Annotated in this window: 18 protein-coding genes and 1 tRNA gene; 8 read left to right on the forward strand and 11 right to left on the reverse strand. The window is 63.0% G+C overall.

What is annotated here, in order from left to right; genetic code table 11:
• Positions 1-323: 323 nt before the first annotated feature.
• The gene (gene chpT, locus B5V03_RS29180; protein ID WP_164988363.1) at positions 324-977 is read right to left on the reverse strand and encodes a histidine phosphotransferase ChpT; all 654 of its coding nucleotides are present in this window, start codon (positions 975-977) and stop codon (positions 324-326) included.
• Between the two features lie 186 nt (positions 978-1,163).
• On the opposite strand from chpT, the gene B5V03_RS29185 reads away from it, so the two are divergent.
• Entirely contained in the window at positions 1,164-1,991 is an 828-nt protein-coding gene (locus tag B5V03_RS29185; RefSeq protein ID WP_129273856.1) for a 3'(2'),5'-bisphosphate nucleotidase CysQ family protein, read from the forward strand.
• On the opposite strand, the gene B5V03_RS29190 is transcribed toward B5V03_RS29185, so the two are convergent.
• Positions 1,985-2,470 (reverse strand): YHS domain-containing (seleno)protein, encoded by a 486-nt coding sequence (locus B5V03_RS29190; RefSeq protein ID WP_129273857.1) that lies wholly within the window; start codon positions 2,468-2,470, stop codon positions 1,985-1,987. The two genes, B5V03_RS29185 and B5V03_RS29190, sit on opposite strands and share 7 nt — an antisense overlap.
• A gap of 138 nt (positions 2,471-2,608) precedes the next feature.
• On the opposite strand from B5V03_RS29190, the gene B5V03_RS29195 reads away from it, so the two are divergent.
• From B5V03_RS29195 to B5V03_RS29215, 5 genes are all read left to right on the forward strand, one after another.
• Positions 2,609-3,214 carry a DUF1134 domain-containing protein gene (locus tag B5V03_RS29195; RefSeq protein ID WP_018646986.1) on the forward strand — a complete coding sequence of 202 codons (606 nt, stop codon included), beginning with the start codon at positions 2,609-2,611 and terminating at the stop codon, positions 3,212-3,214.
• A gap of 117 nt (positions 3,215-3,331) precedes the next feature.
• On the forward strand, positions 3,332-4,624 hold the full coding sequence (locus B5V03_RS29200) for a hypothetical protein (protein ID WP_129273858.1): 1,293 nt from the start codon (positions 3,332-3,334) through the stop codon (positions 4,622-4,624).
• Positions 4,625-4,784: 160 nt separating this feature from the next.
• Positions 4,785-4,859: transfer RNA gene (locus B5V03_RS29205), tRNA-Val, on the forward strand.
• Positions 4,860-5,117: 258 nt separating this feature from the next.
• Positions 5,118-5,390, forward strand: coding sequence for an AbrB/MazE/SpoVT family DNA-binding domain-containing protein (locus B5V03_RS29210; protein WP_129273859.1), 273 nt, complete (start codon positions 5,118-5,120; stop codon positions 5,388-5,390).
• A complete protein-coding gene (locus B5V03_RS29215; RefSeq protein WP_129273860.1) occupies positions 5,377-5,766 on the forward strand; it encodes a type II toxin-antitoxin system VapC family toxin in 390 nt (129 codons plus the stop codon). The genes B5V03_RS29210 and B5V03_RS29215 overlap by 14 nt, the downstream gene beginning before the upstream one ends.
• 57 nt (positions 5,767-5,823) lie before the next feature.
• Here B5V03_RS29215 and B5V03_RS29220 read toward each other — a convergent pair whose 3' ends face one another.
• The 8 genes from B5V03_RS29220 to B5V03_RS29260 form a co-directional block, all read right to left on the reverse strand.
• Positions 5,824-6,504 (reverse strand): hypothetical protein, encoded by a 681-nt coding sequence (locus tag B5V03_RS29220; RefSeq protein ID WP_129273861.1) that lies wholly within the window; start codon positions 6,502-6,504, stop codon positions 5,824-5,826.
• A gap of 551 nt (positions 6,505-7,055) precedes the next feature.
• Entirely contained in the window at positions 7,056-8,357 is a 1,302-nt protein-coding gene (locus B5V03_RS29225; protein ID WP_129273862.1) for a glycoside hydrolase family 130 protein, read from the reverse strand.
• A 36-nt stretch (positions 8,358-8,393) separates the two neighbouring features.
• On the reverse strand, positions 8,394-10,676 hold the full coding sequence (locus B5V03_RS29230) for a glycosyltransferase family 4 protein (RefSeq protein ID WP_129273863.1): 2,283 nt from the start codon (positions 10,674-10,676) through the stop codon (positions 8,394-8,396).
• On the reverse strand, positions 10,673-11,638 hold the full coding sequence (locus B5V03_RS29235) for a class I mannose-6-phosphate isomerase (protein ID WP_129273864.1): 966 nt from the start codon (positions 11,636-11,638) through the stop codon (positions 10,673-10,675). Before B5V03_RS29235 ends, B5V03_RS29230 begins: the two co-directional genes overlap by 4 nt.
• Positions 11,639-12,108: 470 nt before the next feature.
• On the reverse strand, positions 12,109-12,375 hold the full coding sequence (locus B5V03_RS29245; RefSeq protein ID WP_129273866.1) for a hypothetical protein: 267 nt from the start codon (positions 12,373-12,375) through the stop codon (positions 12,109-12,111).
• A gap of 105 nt (positions 12,376-12,480) precedes the next feature.
• Entirely contained in the window at positions 12,481-12,963 is a 483-nt protein-coding gene (greA, locus tag B5V03_RS29250; protein WP_129273867.1) for a transcription elongation factor GreA, read from the reverse strand.
• Between the two features lie 59 nt (positions 12,964-13,022).
• Positions 13,023-13,493, reverse strand: a complete 471-nt coding sequence (locus tag B5V03_RS29255) for a hypothetical protein (protein WP_129273868.1) — start codon at positions 13,491-13,493, stop codon at positions 13,023-13,025.
• 120 nt (positions 13,494-13,613) lie between these two features.
• Positions 13,614-13,973, reverse strand: coding sequence for a hypothetical protein (locus tag B5V03_RS29260; RefSeq protein ID WP_129273869.1), 360 nt, complete (start codon positions 13,971-13,973; stop codon positions 13,614-13,616).
• Positions 13,974-14,294: 321 nt separating this feature from the next.
• Between B5V03_RS29260 and B5V03_RS29265 the strand changes: the two genes are divergently transcribed.
• Positions 14,295-14,528 (forward strand): DUF3551 domain-containing protein, encoded by a 234-nt coding sequence (locus tag B5V03_RS29265; RefSeq protein WP_129273870.1) that lies wholly within the window; start codon positions 14,295-14,297, stop codon positions 14,526-14,528.
• 339 nt (positions 14,529-14,867) lie between these two features.
• Positions 14,868-16,406, forward strand: coding sequence for a peroxidase family protein (locus B5V03_RS29270; protein WP_129273871.1), 1,539 nt, complete (start codon positions 14,868-14,870; stop codon positions 16,404-16,406).
• 138 nt (positions 16,407-16,544) lie between these two features.
• Here B5V03_RS29270 and B5V03_RS42075 read toward each other — a convergent pair.
• Positions 16,545-16,747: hypothetical protein (locus B5V03_RS42075; RefSeq protein ID WP_206736200.1), on the reverse strand; the 203-nt coding region annotated here is incomplete at its 5' end.

Genomic DNA, 16,747 nt, shown 5'->3' on the forward strand with positions numbered 1-16,747 from the left:
CAGGCGGAAGATGTTATCCAGGATCTTGGCGTTGTTCGGCTCCTGCTCGAACTTCACCAACTGATTGTCGACGGTGTCCAGGCTCTCGCTGGTCTCCGTCAAGAACTCCCGCAACAGATCATCCATGAAAACAGGCCTTCATACAGGGAGGGCGCGCACGATTTGTGATGCGCCATTTCGGAATGGGGCCAGCTTCACCGCAAAGCGTTTAATAATGGTTGAGTATGTGGAAAAGAACGGAACCAACAAAGAGATAAGGCGCTCCGGACAAGCCGAAGCGCCTCGTAAAGAATGGATTAACGATTGGGCGCGACGCGCTTCGTTTACGAAGCGGTAACGATGATGGCTTCGCCTTCGTGCTTGAGCGTCACGGTGAGCCCGCAGGCCTGCGCCAGCAGCCGCGTATAATAAGGCTGGATCGCGTGCGCATCCGCGGCAGGTCCGCGTTCGCCGCTCAGGAGCTCGGCGATGTTCTGCGGCAGGCGCGCATTATGTCCGGTCGCGGTGATGCGGAAGCTCATGGTCTCGCCCTCGCCGATCGGATCGACCGTCAGCATGCCGCCGCGGGGGATCGTATGCTGGGAAACGACCAGCATGTTGAGCAGCAACTTGACGCGATTCTTCGGCAGCAGCAGCCGCGGCAGATTCCACGTGATCGAGCACTTGCCGTCCTCGATGTGGCCGCGCGCCATGGTCTGGGCATCGCCGACATCAATCTGCGCGCCGGAAGAGCCGGCCGCGCCAAAGGCGAGACGGCAGAACTGGAGGCGGGCGGAGGCCGTCTTGGCGCTCTTGCGAATCAGGTCGAGCGCGAATTCGCGATCGTCGGGCTTGGGGTCGTCGTCGAGCACTTCGAGCCCGTTGACGATGGCGCCGACGGGACTGATGAGATCGTGGCAAACCCGCGAGCACAGGAGCGCGGCGAGTTCGAGCATATCGGGAGCAGTGGCGGTCGCGGGCGACGAGGCGTCAGACATATAAAGGGGTCCTGGAGGGTTCCTGGAATTGCACGGCACTGGACGCCGCGAATCACGCATGCTTGACGGATGCTGCGGGTTCTAACATTCGCCAGCCTGTGGCAGCTAGCTTGCGATAGGTTCGAAGCGGCCATAAAGGGCTGCGGGCGAATCAACAGAGGGGCGAGATTTGCCGATGAATGAGGCATGCAGGTGAGGATCATCGACGCCGAGGCCGCATCCCGATGGATGGAGCCGCTCACCGCGCTGGTGGTGAAGGCCGGCGAGGCGATCCTTAGCGTCAACCGCGCGGCGATGCGGGTCGACGGCAAGCAGGACGGCTCGCCGGTGACCGAGGCCGACCTTGCCGCGGACCGCATCATCGCGGACGGCCTGGCGCAGCTCGCGGGCGACATCCCGACGCTCTCGGAGGAGCGGACCCAGCTCGCCTCGCCGCCGTTTCATGGCAGTTTCTTCCTGATCGATCCGCTCGACGGCACCAAGGAATTCGTCGCCGGCCGTGACGAATTCACCGTCAACCTCGCCCTTGTGACGGAGGGCGTGCCCCTGCTCGGCATTGTCAGCGCACCCGCGCTCGGGCTGCTCTGGCGCGGCATCGTCGGCCGCGGCGCCGAGCGCGTGAGGTTTGACGGCGCGACCATCGGTGCCGCCGAGCCGATCCGCACCCGCAAGCTGCCAACGCCGGGCGAGCCCTGGATCGCCGCGGTGAGCCGCTCGCACGGCGATCCCACGAGCGAAGCGTTCATCGATGGCAGGCCCAATGCCGTGAGGAAGACGTGCGGCTCGGCCGTGAAATTCGGCCGGATCGCGGAGGGCAGCGCCGACATCTATCCGCGCTTCGGACCCACCTGTGAGTGGGACGTCGGGGCGGGCTGCGCGGTGGTGACCGCGGCCGGCGGCAAGGTCACCGATGGCAAGGGCGGCGACCTCGTCTTCGGCCAGCGGCAGGACACCGGCTTCATCATCCCGGCGTTCGTCGCCTGGGGCGACCCGCAGGCGGTAGTGAGCTACTGACTGAGCTGCTCCTGAAGCGCCGGCCAGCGCTTGCCGACCTCGTAGAGGAAGCGCTCGGGGTCGGCGGCGAAGGCGTCGCGATTGGCTTCCCGGCTGAACAAATAAAGCCTCTGCGCCGAAATCACGTAGAAGCGGGGATTGGCGGCGATGGCCACGCCGCGGGCGACGTCGACCGGATCGTAGCCGCCGTACTGCGGCCCATAGATCTCGGGATGCGCCAGGAACGAGGACCGGTTGCCCTCGTTGCGGAAGCGCCAGACCGCGCCCCAGAGGTTGGCTTCGAACTCGGCCGTCCCCTGCACGGCTGCGCGGTCGACGAAATAGGCCACGGGGTCGAAACCCTCGATGGCGACGCCGCTGAAACGATTGACGACGATCCGCTCGGTGGTGGCCGCCTGTGCCGGCAACCAGGAGCAGGCCATCCCAATGCCCGCCAGCAGGCAGAGGCGGCGGCTGATCAAGGCGATTCCGGGGCGCAAAGGGCTATCTTCCTGCCGTTGTGCCGTCATAGTTGCTGCGGATAACATCCGAGTCGAGGGGACATCCGGCGCAACCTAGAGCCGTGCCTGTTGGCGTCAGGTTAAGGAAGCGACCGGATTCGATACCAGGGGTTTTTTATGACTTTCGCATCACGCCTTGCTGCGCTCGCGCTCGCCGCGATGGTCGGCTGGATCGTGCCGGCGTCCGCCCAGCAGGCGCCGCCGCCCAATCTGCCGCCGCCGCAGCGGACCCCGACGCCCTCGACCTATGGGCCGGACGAGCTCGTGACCGCCGGCCACCGCTTCTTCGGCAACGTCTCGCGCGGGCTCGCCTCGATCATCGAGAAGGCGGTCAGCCAATGGGGCCTGCCGAACGGCTACATCCTGGGTGAGGAAGGCTCCGGCGCGTTCGTCGCCGGCCTGCGCTACGGCGAAGGCACGCTCTACACCAAGAACGCCGGCGACCTCAGAGTCTACTGGCAGGGCCCCTCGCTCGGCTTCGACTGGGGCGGCGACGGCGCGCGCACCATGACGCTGGTCTATAACCTGCCCGCCACCAACGCGATCTACCAGCGCTTCGCCGGCCTCGACGGCTCGGCCTATATCATCGGCGGCTTCGGCATGACGGCGCTCACCGCCAACAACATCGTGCTGGTGCCGATCCGCTCGGGCCTCGGCCTGCGTCTGGGTGCCAATATCGGCTACCTCAAATACACGCCGCGGGCGACCTGGAACCCATTCTAGGGCTCCTCCCCAACCAAGTTCCGGATTCACGTTAACAACAGGGCGGGGCTGGCTTTTTGCCGGCCCGCCATGCATTGTCGTTGGTAAATTTTTCCTTAGCTCTCGGAGTTGTGGCCCATGGTCGAACCGATCATGTACCTGGCGATCGGTTTCCTGCTCTCGATGCTGTGCGGGCTTGCCATCGTGCCGCTGGTGCATAGCCGCGCGGTCCGCCTGACCACGCGCCGGCTCGAGGCCGCCACGCCGCTGTCGATGGCCGAGATCCAGGCCGACAAGGACCAGCTCCGCGCCGAATTCGCCATGTCGGCACGGCGGCTGGAGATGAGCGTCGACCAGCTCAAGAACAAGACCACGAGCCAGCTCGCCGAGCTCGGCAAGAAGAGCGACGCCATCAACCGCATGAAGATCGAACTCGGCGAGAAGAACGCCACGATCTTCGCGCTCGAGGCGCGCGAGAAGGCGGTGAAGGAGCAGCTCCGCGCCACCGAAGAGGAATTCAACACCAAGACCGCATCCTTGCGCGAGGCCGAAATCGCGCTGAGCAACAAGCAGGGCGAACTCGCAAAAATCAATTCAGAACTGTCCGACCGCTCGATGATGGCGGAGAGCCGTCAGGTCGAGCTGGTCGCGGTGCGCGCGCAGATCGACGAGCTGAAGAATCGCGTCGGCGATGCCGAGAAGGAGTTCGCGGCCACGCAGGCGCGGCTGGCGCAGGAGCGAACCGAATCCGAGACCGTCTCGCGCGAGCTCGGCGATGCCCGCGGCCGCGTCGAGAGTCTGAGCCAGCGCGTCACCGACCTCGACCGCCAGCTGATCGTGCAGGTCAAAGAGGCCGAGATGCTCTCGGGCCGCGTCACCGACCTCGAGGGGCGCCTTGCGACCCAAGGCAAGCTGCTCGCCGAGCGCGACTACGAGAACAACCAGCTCCGCCAGGCCAATGAGAGCGCCGAGCGCACCGTCAAGGAGCTGCGCGTCGAGATCGCCGCCTTGAGCGGCGGCAAGTCCTCGGCCGCATTCGAAGCGCTCCGCGCCGAAAAGACCGCGCTGGAAGAACAGCTCGGCACCGCACGCGACGAGCGCGCAAAGCTCCAGCGCGACATCAACGCGATCCAGCAGCAGGCGGAAAGCTCCTGGGCGACCGAGCGCATGGAGAACGCGCTTCTGCGCGAGCGCATCAACGACATCGCCGCCGAAGTGGCAAAGCTCGCGATGCAGCTCGAAGGCCCGAACTCGCCGATCGAGGCGCTGCTCGCAGCCGAAGCCGGCCAGCCGCCGAGGCCGGTGCCACGCCCGGCCAATGACGCCGCCACCAATGGCGCCACGGCCCTGCCCGAGGGCGGTGGAACGCTCGCCGAGCGCATCCGGGCGCTGCAGGCCCACGCCTCCCGCGCCCGCCAGCAGGGCGCGTAAACGGCCCCAAACGCGGCCCGCCGCCGGATTGCGCGGTGGAAGCAAGGTTTTCGTCCCCGCAAGGCACCTCGAAACTTGACACCATCGGCCCGCACTTCTAAATCGCGGGCTCCAATGTGCCGGCCGGCCGAACAGGTCCGTCCGTCTGCATGATGGTCCCGGGTGCATAGCTCAGCGGGAGAGCGTTCCCTTCACACGGGAGAGGTCCAAGGTTCGATCCCTTGTGCGCCCACCATCCATTTTCGCGAACCCCTGCCGGTTGCCCGATCATCGACGACCCATTCGGGGCCGACCGAGCAAAAATTCGAAAACAACCCCATGCACAGTAGCCAACGTCAGTTGGATCAAGGGGTTACGTATTTTCCGAATCTCCACTTGCTCCGTCGGGCAAAACAGGAGCATGATGGCATCGTCCCCGGCGATCGGAGGCCGCATCGGCTAGCGCCGAGGACGGGACAGCTTATCTTACCCGCGTCTTACCAAGGATGCGCTCATGGCTGCCGACAAGCTGACGACGACGGTGTCGACCAAGGGGCAGGTCGTCCTGCCGAAGGCGATCCGCGAGGAGCACCGCTGGCTGGCAGGCACGCGACTCACGATCGAAAACACGCCGGACGGGGTACTTCTCAAGCTGTCCTCGCCGTTCCCGGCGACCAAGCCGGCGGACGTCTTCGCCTCGCTACCCTATCGGGGCAAGCCCAAGAGCGTGGCGGATATGGAAGCGAGCATCGCCGCAGAAGCGCGACGACGTCATGCTCGCGGTTGATACCGACGTGGTCGTTCGCTACCTGACGGGCGATCATCCTCAGCAATCGGCGAAGGCCCGAGCCGTCATCAATGGAGATGACATCTTCGTCAGCACAACAGTGATGCTGGAAACCGAATGGGTCTTGCGCAGCGCATATGGTTTTGACGCCAAGCGCGTATGCAAGGCGCTCCGGGATTTCGGCGGTCTTTCCACGGTCGTGTTTGAGGATTCCGGGCTGGTTGCGTTTGTTCCGGATCGAATGGACGACGGCATGGATTTCGCCGATGCGCTCCATCTGGGAGGGGCAGAATCCTGCGAAGCCTTCCTGACGTTTGATCAACGCTTCGTCAGATCAGCGAAGTCGATGGGCCTGGCAAAGGTCCGGTCGCCGTGACGATCACCCTGGCCGATCGACGAAGCCTCGATCGCCTGCGCGCCTGTGCGCCCGACGCTACGAACGAAATCGCTCCGGCCTCCAGGCCGCGTACAGCCCGACCAGCGTCCCGATGGCGACCAGCGCTGCTGCCAGCAGCACCTGCAATTGCCCGTCATCGGTGGCGCCGACGGACGACACCAATCGGGTCACGATGACGAACAGGATGCCGACGGCGGCCGCGGCGCCCACACTGAGATAGGCGATCTCGCGCGTCAGGTTTCGGCCGAGAAGTCCGAGCGCCGTGAAATACATCGCGGACGCGTTGGGATGAACGAACAAGGCCACCCGTGCATAGGGGCCGTAGGCGTCGAACAGCGACTCGCATCGGCTCAGTGCCGCCTTCGAGGCGACCCGCTGCAGGAACGGTCTGAAAAAACGAGCCTGTCCGTAACTCAGGACCGCGCCCACGATGATGGCCAGCCATGCCCCGATGAACACGGGAGCATCCGCAGGCCTCGGATTGAGCGCCACGGACATCAGGATGAGGGCGGTGCCGGGAAAATAGCCAAAATACGGAAACACCGACTCCAGCAGCACGCAGACGAACATGAAGACCGGAAACCACGGTGAGGCGGTCGCACCCTTGACGATGGCGTTCAGGTCGAACAGGTCAGTCTTGTACAGGACGAGGTACATGCACATGGCTAGTCCAGCCAGCGCATAGAACGGCAACGCCCCCGACAGAAACCGTCTCATGCGGCCAACGGGCTTTGTTTCGCGGACACGGCGGAGACCATCAATATCAGAAGACAATCGAAACGCACCGCTGGCCGAATTCCGGCGCGGCTGCCGGGGCTCTGTTTCGCTCGTGCTTCAGGTACCATGGACTCCATTCCGGCCAGCTACGGCGCGATGAAAATCGCGCATGATCATAGTCCGACGAACCGCCGACCAGATGTCCAAGGTTTGATCTCAAGCATGCTCCTGTGACGGTCCCGCAATCCATCATACTCGTCCTCCGAATGGAACCAGCAATTCAACGAAAAGCCCGGCACAAGACCGGGCTGATCGCTAATATATTCCGAACACGTTAATCGGGCAGCGAAGCAGGTTTCGGGCGCGCTGTCTGTATTCTTTTTCCCAGAATGGAAATGCAGCGTTCCGCCGCCTGAAGGAGGTAGGTCGTTACAGTTGGGGAGGTGACCATGCCGCGACGGCGCAAGGTAGGAAGCTGCGCAAGGGCCTCTTTCATTGACCGCTCTTTCATTGCCGCCGAGCTCGCCTCTCCCAACAAGCGGATTTCCGCGTCATGAGGACATTGCCTGCAGCAGGGCTGCGATCTTGATCGTCGCGAAGTTGGAATAGGTGTCGGAGACGGCGTAGGGCAAAATGATCTGATCGTGGTGCCGCATCGCCCCGCAGGTATAGACCACGTTGGGAACGTAGCCCTCGCGCTCGGACGGCTCCGGATGCAGCAAAGGTTCGCGCGCACGCCCCAGCACCCTGGATGGATCCTTCTTGTCGAGCAGGGCGGCTCCGATTGAATATTTTCGAACGGGGCCGACACCGTGCGTGAGCAAGAGCCAGCCTTCATCGAGTTCGATCGGTGAACCGCAGTTTCCAATCTGCACGAACTCCCACGGAAATTGCGGCTTCAGGATTGCCTGACCGCCGTCCCATTGATGCAGATCGTCTGAATAGACCAAATAGAGGTTCTCGTTGTCCTGGCGCGCGATCATCGCGTATTTACCGCCAATCTTGCGCGGGAACAGCGCCATGCCCTTGTTGCACGCGGCGGTCCCTTGCAGCGGCGTCATTCGAAACGACAGGAAGTCGCGCGTTTCGATCAGTTCCGACCGTATCGCCTGGCCCGTATAGGCGGTGAACGTGGCGTAGTAAGTCTTGCGACCGTCATCATCGACATACTGGACGAAGCGAGCGTCTTCGATGCCTTGGGATTGTGATGCCGTGACCGGAAATATCACCCGCTCGCTGATGTCCTGTTCTTCCCTAAACGTAATTTCAACCGTTTCGCCCGATGGCCCGAATACGCTGCCCCCGACCTCCGGACTGGAGGCGAGTCGCGCGGTCGGATCGACCGTCAGGCTGCCGTCGGCTGCGATCGTACCGGTGCGAAATGTCAGCGAAGAAACGTGCCCTTCGCCAACGGCCCGGAGGCTGAGAACGAAGCGCAAACCGCCTTGCGGCGCGCCTGACTGGTCAGGATGCGGCACAATGCTGGGATTGAACAGAGCAGACGCCTCGAACGAATATTCGTTCAGGAAATAGGCCCCGATCAACTGGCGCTGGATGCTCGAAAAAGCGCCGTGAGCCACCAGCGCCCGCTCCATCTCATCGGCGCGGGACTCGAACGTCTCCAGCAGGTTGCGATGCCGCCCCTGAAAGTTCGCCAAGACGTCCGCCAACAGGCCGGCAGTGACTTCCGGGTCAAGGGCCAAAACACGTTCGACGATATGGTTGGCGCGGGTCTTGTCGGTCGGGTTGAGATCGCGCGGCTCAGTTGCCGGCTTGAACGGGCGAACGATCACGCGCGTAGGATCGGGACGCAGATGGAGCGCTTGCCGATGCAGGAAACTGGCTTGCGTCACGAGAAGTCCTCGGTTCAATGGGGAGGTCGACTGAACTCAGACGCCGACGACGCGAAGCGCCGCCGAGGGCGTCACGCTGACATTGACGCGCGCAAGCTGACGAATATCCGCAAGACCGAGGAGATAGGACACAACGGATTCACCGCCGCGGTTTTCGTTGGCGCGGTCGGGATGCAATCCATCCCGGCAACTGCCGGTCTCGGGATCAACAAGCGCGATCGACAAATCGTTGCGACCAAGAAACCAGGCGAAAACGTTGGTTGCGATCGCTTTCCATTCGGCCTGACCTTCCGCGCGCCAAGCGGTCAGGCAGGCCGCAATCGTTGCCGCTGCCTCCACCGGCTGCTGGTCGAACAGGCGAGGCGCCTGGCGCAACTCGCCGAAACCGGCAGTGCCGATGGGGCGGAAATGTCCGGTCGAAGCCGTTTGTTGCGTCATCAGCCAACGCAAGGATCGCAATCCTGCAGCGAGGTAATCGGGTGCTTCCGTGGCCATCCCCGTCAGGATCAGGGCTTGCGACAGGCGCGCATTGTCATACGCCAGGCCTTCCTCGAACCAGATCCAGTCCGGCGTCTCCACCGACGCGAGAGCCGCCATCAACCTGTCGGCCAGAGCATGCCGGATTTCGCGGGCGCGCGCATCATCGCGCACGGCCGCGCAATAGCCGTCCAGACCCAGCAGGGTGAAGGCCAACGCGCGGGGCGAACCAAAAGTCTCGACGACAGGCAGTGCCTCGGCAAACAAGCCGGCGGCCCATCGGCGCCGCGACGGGCTTGCGTCCCTGCGTGCGCACTCGCCCAGTGCCCATAACGTTCGCCCATGGCTGTCCTCGGAGCCGCGGTCTTCGAGCCAGCTTCGATTGAAGCCCATGAAATTACGAAACCGTCCGGTGTCGGGATTCCACGCATGCTGAACGAACGCGGCAAAACGGGCCGTCAACACTTCGGACAGGCGCGTTTCGCCCGGATTGTTGAGGGCGCACGCCAGCAGCAAGGCACGGGCATTGTCATCCACGCAATAGCCGTGATCCCTGTTCGGCACCGAACGTACGGCGTGCTGGAACAGGCCGGTGTCGTCGCACATCGAAAGAAAGTGATCCAATTGCATGTCAGATGCCGCCGGGCTGTGGGCGACCGCGACCGGCCCGGTACGTGCTACCACCTTGAGCCAGTCTCCATGACGCGCATTTTCGAACGCGACCATGTAATGCTCGGCCGTGCGCTCCCATGTCATCGATCGGCTGATGGCGTAGGCGCGCTCGCGCATCGCCTGTCGGCGAGGGCCATCGGTGAGCAATTGCGCGATTTCCTTGCCGACTGCGACCGCGTTGCCGAAGGGGACGATCACGCCACGGCCGTCACCCAGCAACTCGAGCGCGTGCCAATACGGAGTCGAGACGACCGGCTTGCCCAATCCAAAGCTGTAGGCCAGCGTCCCCGACGTCATCTGCGCTTCATTGAGATAGGGCGTAACGTAGACGTCGCTCATGGAAATGAATTCCAGCAACGTCGCCTGATCGACGAATTGGTCGAGGAACACGACGTGGTCATCGACGCCAAGCTCGCGCACGCGCTTCATCAGACTCTCGCGATAGGCTTCGCCCTGGTCGCGCACGAGATTGGGATGCGTCGCACCGAGCACGACATAGACCGCGTCGGCACGACGTTCCAGTATCAGAGGCATCGCGTCGATCATGACCTCAATGCCCTTGCTGGGGGACAGCAGCCCGAAGGTCAGAATGACAGAACGCCCGCTGAATCCGAGCTTGGCCTTGGCTGCATCAGGCTCGACAAACGGAAAATCGGGGATGCCGTGGGGAATAACCTCGATTTTATCATCCGGCACGCGATAGACGCTCCGCAACATCTCGCGTCCCTTGTTGGCCATCACGATGATCTTCGAAGACGCCTCGACGAGGCGCTCCATGACCGCACGCTGCGCGGCGGTTGGCTTGGCCAGCACCGTGTGCAGCGTCGTGACGACAGGCATGCTGAGGGCCGAAAGCAGCTCCAGGATGTGAGCGCCGGCCTCGCCGCCGAAGATCCCGAATTCATGCTGCAAGCAAACGACGTCGAATCGGCCCGCGTTCAGGAAGGCCGCGGCACGGACATAGTCTTCGATGGCGTCGTCCTTGATCTGCAAGACGACGGAAGCAGGATAATCGTAGGCCTGTCCGTGGTCGTTCATCGTAACGATGCTGACCTCCAGATCCGACCGTGAATACGAAATCGCCCTTTCCAGATCGGTCGTAAAAGTCGCAATGCCGCAACGGCGAGGCAGCGAATTGCCGATGACGGCGATGCGGCGAAACGGCGTCAAGTTCGCGCCTCGGCGATAACTGCGAATTGCGGAACTGAATACGCGGCTGGACGGGCAAGCTCGCCGGGTTGGTCGTCGAGATTCTGCAACAGGACATCGATCGGGCGGCTGGCGGGATATGCAATCAGCGCGCTCAATCCATTGTCACCAACCTCGATGCTGGCGCGGCCGCCACCAATGAAGATGGCTTCCCCGATCGATGCCGCGGCCAAACCGGTCGCAGCGTGGCCGTCGAGAATGAGCATCCAGGTCTCCGGTTCGGCAAACAGCGCCCAGCTCGAGCCTTCGGGAATTGCAATGCGCTCAAGCACGAAATGCTTGCTCGCGACGAGAACCGTCCGGTTGGCGGTGACGGCCGCCGAATTGCCAGGCGTTAAATTGCCAAGCGTTGAATTGCCAAGCGTTCGAAGCGGCCACGGATGGGCAGCGGCGACGCCATCGTCCACGTGCAACTCACGGTGCCGATCATAGTCGAACAGGCGGAATGTCGCGTCGCTGCGTTGCTGAATTTCTGCGAGCACGATGCCGGCGCCGATGGCGTGGATGGTGCCGGCCGGGATGTATACGACATCGCCAGCGGCAACCGATCGCCATTGGATGAGTTCGGCGATCGAACCGTTCTGGATCGATGCACGCAATTGCTGTGCCGTTACCCGATGTTTTAATCCGGCGCCGATCTGCGCGTCGGGCTCGGCCGAGAGGATGTACCATGCCTCGCTCTTGCCGTTGGGCATCCCCATCGCGCGCGCGAACGTGTCGTCTGGATGAACCTGGATGGACAACGGCTGACTGGTGAACAACAGCTTGAGCAGCAAGGCGGGGGTGGGCACGTTCTCGCCGGCCCGCTCGAACCACAGCTCGCCGACGGCGTCGCGAGACCCGTCAATTTCGCTCCAGGGTTTGAGATCACCGACGCCCCAGGGCTTATGGACGACCCGCACGGCGGCATGTTCGGTAGGCATAGGTGATCCTGACCCGTGACGCACACGTCGGGGCGACGTGGCGTTGATCGATTTCGTCAGTAGGATTTGGCGCGGCTAGGGCGTCGTGAATCCAGACAGGTGCTCAAGGCGGTCGGACGCTGAATCCTAGGTGGCTACTCCACCGCCGATTACAACCTCCCGCGGGGCGCTTTACTTGCCGCTTCGTAGCCAGCGGCGTCGTTCCCTTTGACGATGGATGTTGGGTTGTGGGATTTCGGTCCCCAGGAAGGACGAGGCCCGGTCCATGCCGGGAGAGAATCCCATTCGGCCCATCGCATACGGCGCTCCTCGTCTCCCACCCTGACAAAGACGAAAGCAGCGTCATCACTTCCTGTTTTCGATCCAGCGAACATGGCCGGCATTCCATACGCATTCCTGATCGTTGCTGTGTTGGCCATTGCGACCTCCTGGCGGGTTTTGTTGCGAGGTCCAGACCTGAGAAGGGCTGGCTAAAAATTAACCGCGGCAGCGATGAGCAGGACGAGCACGATCAAAAGCAGGGCCGGCGGCATGCCCCAATGACGCGAATCGAATTTGGTTGGATTTGACACCTGACCGCCTGTTTGGTTGGGCGGGAGCGCAACGCTCTCAGTCACCGATAACTGCCAAGGGCGTGCGGTGATGCCGTTGGTATAACGACTTCTGGCAAAATAGCGAGATATTTGCAGACTTATTTCCAGATCTGCCGGGATGGGCCCTGCCGCAGTCTCGGCCATTAAGAGGCGCCAACGGTGATTAACGGCGCCCTGCTCGCTTTGCCTCCGTCACCGGAAATCTCATACTCTTCGCTTCCGGGGTCCAAGACCACCTTTGACCGCGTCCTACGCGATCGACACAATCTCGACCTCCTGCGCGCCCGTCCCCACGACATCACCCACAGCCTTCCCCATCAGCGATTTCGCGACCGGCGCCACGAACGAGATCGAGCCGGCCTTCGGGTCCGCTTCGTCCTCGCCGACGATGCGATAGGTCTGCACGCGGCCGTCGGGGCGGCTGAAGGTGACCGTGCTGCCGAAGGCGACGACATCGGTCGAGGCCGGGTCGGGAATCACCTGCGCGGTGCGCAACCGTTCGGTCAGATAGCGGGCGTCACGCAAGGGCACCGCCGACTGCCGGCGCTTCTCGTTGACGTCCTCGATTGTCTGCGCGGCCTCATAGGCCTCGCGCGCCTCCTGAAGCTGCGCCTGCAACGCCTGCAGGCCGGCTTCGGTCACGAGGTTCGGATGCGGCGAGACCGGGCGGTCCGGCAGCAGCGTCTCGGACGCGGTCTCGGCGCTTTCTTCCTTGGTAAAGGCGACACTCAATTCAAAAATCCTGTCGAACTGTTCGGGTGGCGACGCAGCGCGCCGCTGATCGCACCGGACTATATCTCAAGTTCGACGAAACGGCGCAGCTTGAAGACGAGATCCGGCATCGCCTGGCGGAACCGCGTTGCGTTGTGGAAACTGGTCGAGAACGGCGCGAAGGTGATCATCGCGTTCCAGTGCCTGTAGCCATAGACGGTGACCGAGGCACCGGTCGCCGGAAAGTCTTCCAGCTTGCGCAGCTCGCCGAGCACGAGATCGGCAATGGCTTCCGCCGGCAGCAGCCGCTTGCCATCCGCCGTCGTGGCTATCTTCGCAACCGGCACGGCGGCCGGCGCCGTGCTGGGCGCATCCTCGGGCTTGACCGGTGTCGCTTCGGGGATCGGTGCAACCGCCTCAAATCCGTTCGACGGCGCTGCTGGCGGAATCTCCGCGAGCGGCGGCAGCGTAAGGCTGTCCGCACGCTTGCCACCTCCCAGGATGCTGCTGATCATGGCCACAAGGCCAGCATCCCTTACGTCGTCGCTCATCACTCCCCCCGGGCTTCGCCTACTCTAGCACCGCTCGCGCAGACCGCCACAAGGGATGTATTGCCGATTCGCAAGCGCGGCGGCGCGACGCCTCGTCGCGCCGGGCCGCCGCGCCATCCGTCACTGCTTCTCGAACGGAATATATTGCTGGTACTGCTTCGGCACGGAGCTGCGATAGCGCGCGGGAACGGTGCCGCTGTCGACCGAGTGGTCGATCTCCTGCTGCCGCGTCATCTTTTTCTTCGCCGGCTTCTTCGACGCGCTCTTCTTGGAGTCGGAAGACTGGCCGGAATTGTCGGTGGTGGACGCGTTCGGCGTCGTTGTTGCCGCGGGCGCTGCGGCGGTCGTTGTCGGCGCTGTCGTGGTCGCCGCAGGCGCCGCGGTTCCGCCGGCGGCTGGCGCTGTCTGCGCCAGCGCGAGCGGTGTTTGCATGAGAAGCGCCAGCGCTGCTGTCGCAGCCAGCAAGTATGACCTTTGCATCAAAACCTCCAAAATGACCTGATCCGAATGAGACGAAGCGTCAGCTTCCGGGATCGGCGCGTGCAAGCCTAAACACGACAAGTCTGCGCACGATAGGCGCGAACCCGGTCGCCAACTGTGGCCGAGATCACATAGCTCACCGCGGCCTGGTTCATCATAGGCGCACGTCGAACGCCGTGCCCAGTACGGACACCAAGACGAGCACGACAAAGTGTCGGCCAAACCCGGGAACACGCAGATTGAGCTGGTGTTCCCATCACAAGCGTCCTTGCAACCGTTCTTCCAAATGGTCCTGCAAACGCCCCCGATCAGGAGACTGAAATGCGTCGCACCATCCTCACGCTTGCATCATTCGCGGCCTTGATCGCCGCGACCCTCCCGGCCGCCCAGGCCCACGCCGCAAACGACAGATATTGCCTGCAAGGGCGCATCTGGGGCTATCCCGGCAACTGCCAATTCGCGAGCTATCAGCAGTGTCAGGCCAGCGCCTCCGGCACGTCGGCCTATTGCGGTGTCAATCCGCGCTACGCGTTCTCGCAGCAGCGCGATTACTGACTCTCGTTGTGGCGTCGCGCGCATGGGGCGCGCGACGCCACACTTTTTGCGTGAAGACGATGCGCTTCGCCGACAGTCCGGCGAATTGATTACGCACAAAGCCGCCCGCGCCTGTCGATGACGAGAATGTTATCCGTCATCCCTTCGGGAAAAATTTGCAAAGCGCAGCCGCAGCTTGCCCGCAACACCCTCCTCCGGAACAGCAGCGATATCGCGCAAAGTGTGAAGCAGGCGACTTGTGGCGCCAGATCCCCTGATCTAGCCTCGCCTGCATATTCTATTGAAAACAACTTTAGCTTTATTCGGTTTCCAGCGCGATATTTCATGGAGGTGATTTCAATGAGCAGTCGTCATGCCGTTACGCCGCGTGGATTGAACGTCACGCATTCGTCGCTGTCCCAGGGCCGCTTCGGCCGCATGTTCCGCAAGCTTGCGCCGGCAAAATTCGGCGCGAAAGATTCCGACAACGTCGCTAACCTTTCGGCGCTGGCCGACAAGATGGTCGCCGATTTCGATGGGCCGAAGGACGGCCCGGACGCGGAAGAGAGCGGCATTCCCGCGCTCTACACCTATTTCGGCCAGTTCATCGATCACGACATCACCTTTGATCCCGTCAGCTCGCTGACCAAGCAGCAGGATCCCGACGGGCTCGTCGACTTCCGCACGCCGTCATTCGATCTGGACAATGTCTACGGCCGCGGTCCGAACGACCAGCCCTACATGTATGACCACAACAAATTCCGCCTCGGCGATAAGGTGACCGGCGCCGGCGTACCCGATGCCCACGACCTGCCGCGCTTCAAGGGCCGCGCGCTGATCGGCGACCCCCGCAACGACGAGAACAGCATCGTCTCGCAGTTCCAGGCCTTGATGCTGCGCTTTCACAACCGCATGGTCGACGACAATGACAGCCTGTCGTTCGAGGAGGTGCAGCAGCGCGTCCGCTTCCACTACCAATACGTCGTGCTGAACGACTTCCTGCCGCGCATCGTCAATGCCGACGTGCTGAACGCGCTGAAGACCGCAGGTCAATACGACCGCAGCAAGCTCGCCTATTATCACTGGAAGACCTATCCGTTCATGCCGGTCGAGTTCTCGGTCGCGGCCTACCGGCTCGGACACTCCATGATCCGTCCCGGCTACCGGCTGAACGACGCGGACAACATGCTGTTGCAGATCTTCCCGGATCCGCACAATCCCGACAAGAACGCGCTGACCGGCTTCCGCGCCATGGGCCCGGGACGCGCGATGGATTGGGGCCGCTTCATCGATCTCGACACGCGCGCTTACGGCGTCGAGGACGATCCTGCCAACGCCGACAACAAGCGGCGGCTTCAGTTCGCCTATCGCATCGACTCGTCGCTGGTCGACCCGCTGCGCAAGCTGCCGCCGGAGGTCGCATCCAATCCGGCCTCGCTGGCGCTGCGCAATCTCGAGCGCAGCTGGCGGCTCGGCCTGCCCTCAGGCCAGGCCGTCGCCAGGGCGATGAATGTGACGCCGCTGACGGATGACGAGATCATCATCGGCAAGGCCGTCGACGAGCCGGGCGCCGGCGATCCGCAGGTCAAGATCGCGACCATCGCCAACGGCGTGTTCGCCGGCAATTGCCCGCTCTGGACCTACATCCTGGCGGAGACGCGGTGGTCACAGATCAAGGTCCAAGTCCCGGCCACCGGCGCGCCGGCCGGTGGAATCAATACGCCCCAGCTCGGGCCCGTCGGCGGCCGCATCGTGGCCGAGGTCTTCCTCGGCATGATGTTCGGCGACAATTCCTCCGTGCTGTCGCAGGACCCACAATGGACGCCGGTGACCGGCTCCGGCTTCGCACTGAAGGACCTCGTGGCCTACGCGCTCGGCCAGGGCGATCCGCTGCACTGAGCTGGTGATGATCGATGATGCAAGGGCCGCCCGCATCACGCGGGCGGCTGTGGTTCACCTCTCCCCGACGGGAGGGGTAAACCGCGTCCTGAGCGCGCGTCGAGTTAACCAGGGATCAGCCATCCCTCGGGCGTGCACTCACAAACTCGTCGCGTCCGGTTTGCTCTCAGAAGGCGACATTGAGACCGACATGCCACCAGTTCGGCTTTGGGCCGATTCCGTTGAAAAAGGGAAACAGTAATCGGATGTATTGGCGTCAGCGCGATGCGGCCCAATGGCTTTGGCGGTTTCTACCCCAAGGTGGGCATTGGGATCAGCTTGGCCATCTTGCGAAGGTTCTG

The sequence above is a fragment of the Bradyrhizobium betae genome (assembly GCF_004123905.1).
Lineage (GTDB): Bacteria > Pseudomonadota > Alphaproteobacteria > Rhizobiales > Xanthobacteraceae > Bradyrhizobium > Bradyrhizobium betae_A.

Excerpts from the sequence above, each read along its gene's own strand:
- chpT (WP_164988363.1), bottom strand. The coding sequence starts at position 977 with ATGTCTGACGCCTCGTCGCCCGCGACCGCCACTGCTCCCGATATGCTC.
- B5V03_RS29185 (WP_129273856.1), top strand. The coding sequence starts at position 1,164 with ATGCAGGTGAGGATCATCGACGCCGAGGCCGCATCCCGATGGATGGAG.
- B5V03_RS29195 (WP_018646986.1), top strand. The coding sequence starts at position 2,609 with ATGACTTTCGCATCACGCCTTGCTGCGCTCGCGCTCGCCGCGATGGTC.
- B5V03_RS29200 (WP_129273858.1), top strand. The coding sequence starts at position 3,332 with ATGGTCGAACCGATCATGTACCTGGCGATCGGTTTCCTGCTCTCGATG.
- B5V03_RS29210 (WP_129273859.1), top strand. The coding sequence starts at position 5,118 with ATGGCTGCCGACAAGCTGACGACGACGGTGTCGACCAAGGGGCAGGTC.
- B5V03_RS29215 (WP_129273860.1), top strand. The coding sequence starts at position 5,377 with ATGCTCGCGGTTGATACCGACGTGGTCGTTCGCTACCTGACGGGCGAT.
- B5V03_RS29220 (WP_129273861.1), bottom strand. The coding sequence starts at position 6,504 with ATGAGACGGTTTCTGTCGGGGGCGTTGCCGTTCTATGCGCTGGCTGGA.
- B5V03_RS29235 (WP_129273864.1), bottom strand. The coding sequence starts at position 11,638 with ATGCCTACCGAACATGCCGCCGTGCGGGTCGTCCATAAGCCCTGGGGC.
- B5V03_RS29245 (WP_129273866.1), bottom strand. The coding sequence starts at position 12,375 with ATGGCCGAGACTGCGGCAGGGCCCATCCCGGCAGATCTGGAAATAAGT.
- B5V03_RS29255 (WP_129273868.1), bottom strand. The coding sequence starts at position 13,493 with ATGAGCGACGACGTAAGGGATGCTGGCCTTGTGGCCATGATCAGCAGC.
- B5V03_RS29260 (WP_129273869.1), bottom strand. The coding sequence starts at position 13,973 with ATGCAAAGGTCATACTTGCTGGCTGCGACAGCAGCGCTGGCGCTTCTC.
- B5V03_RS29265 (WP_129273870.1), top strand. The coding sequence starts at position 14,295 with ATGCGTCGCACCATCCTCACGCTTGCATCATTCGCGGCCTTGATCGCC.
- B5V03_RS29270 (WP_129273871.1), top strand. The coding sequence starts at position 14,868 with ATGAGCAGTCGTCATGCCGTTACGCCGCGTGGATTGAACGTCACGCAT.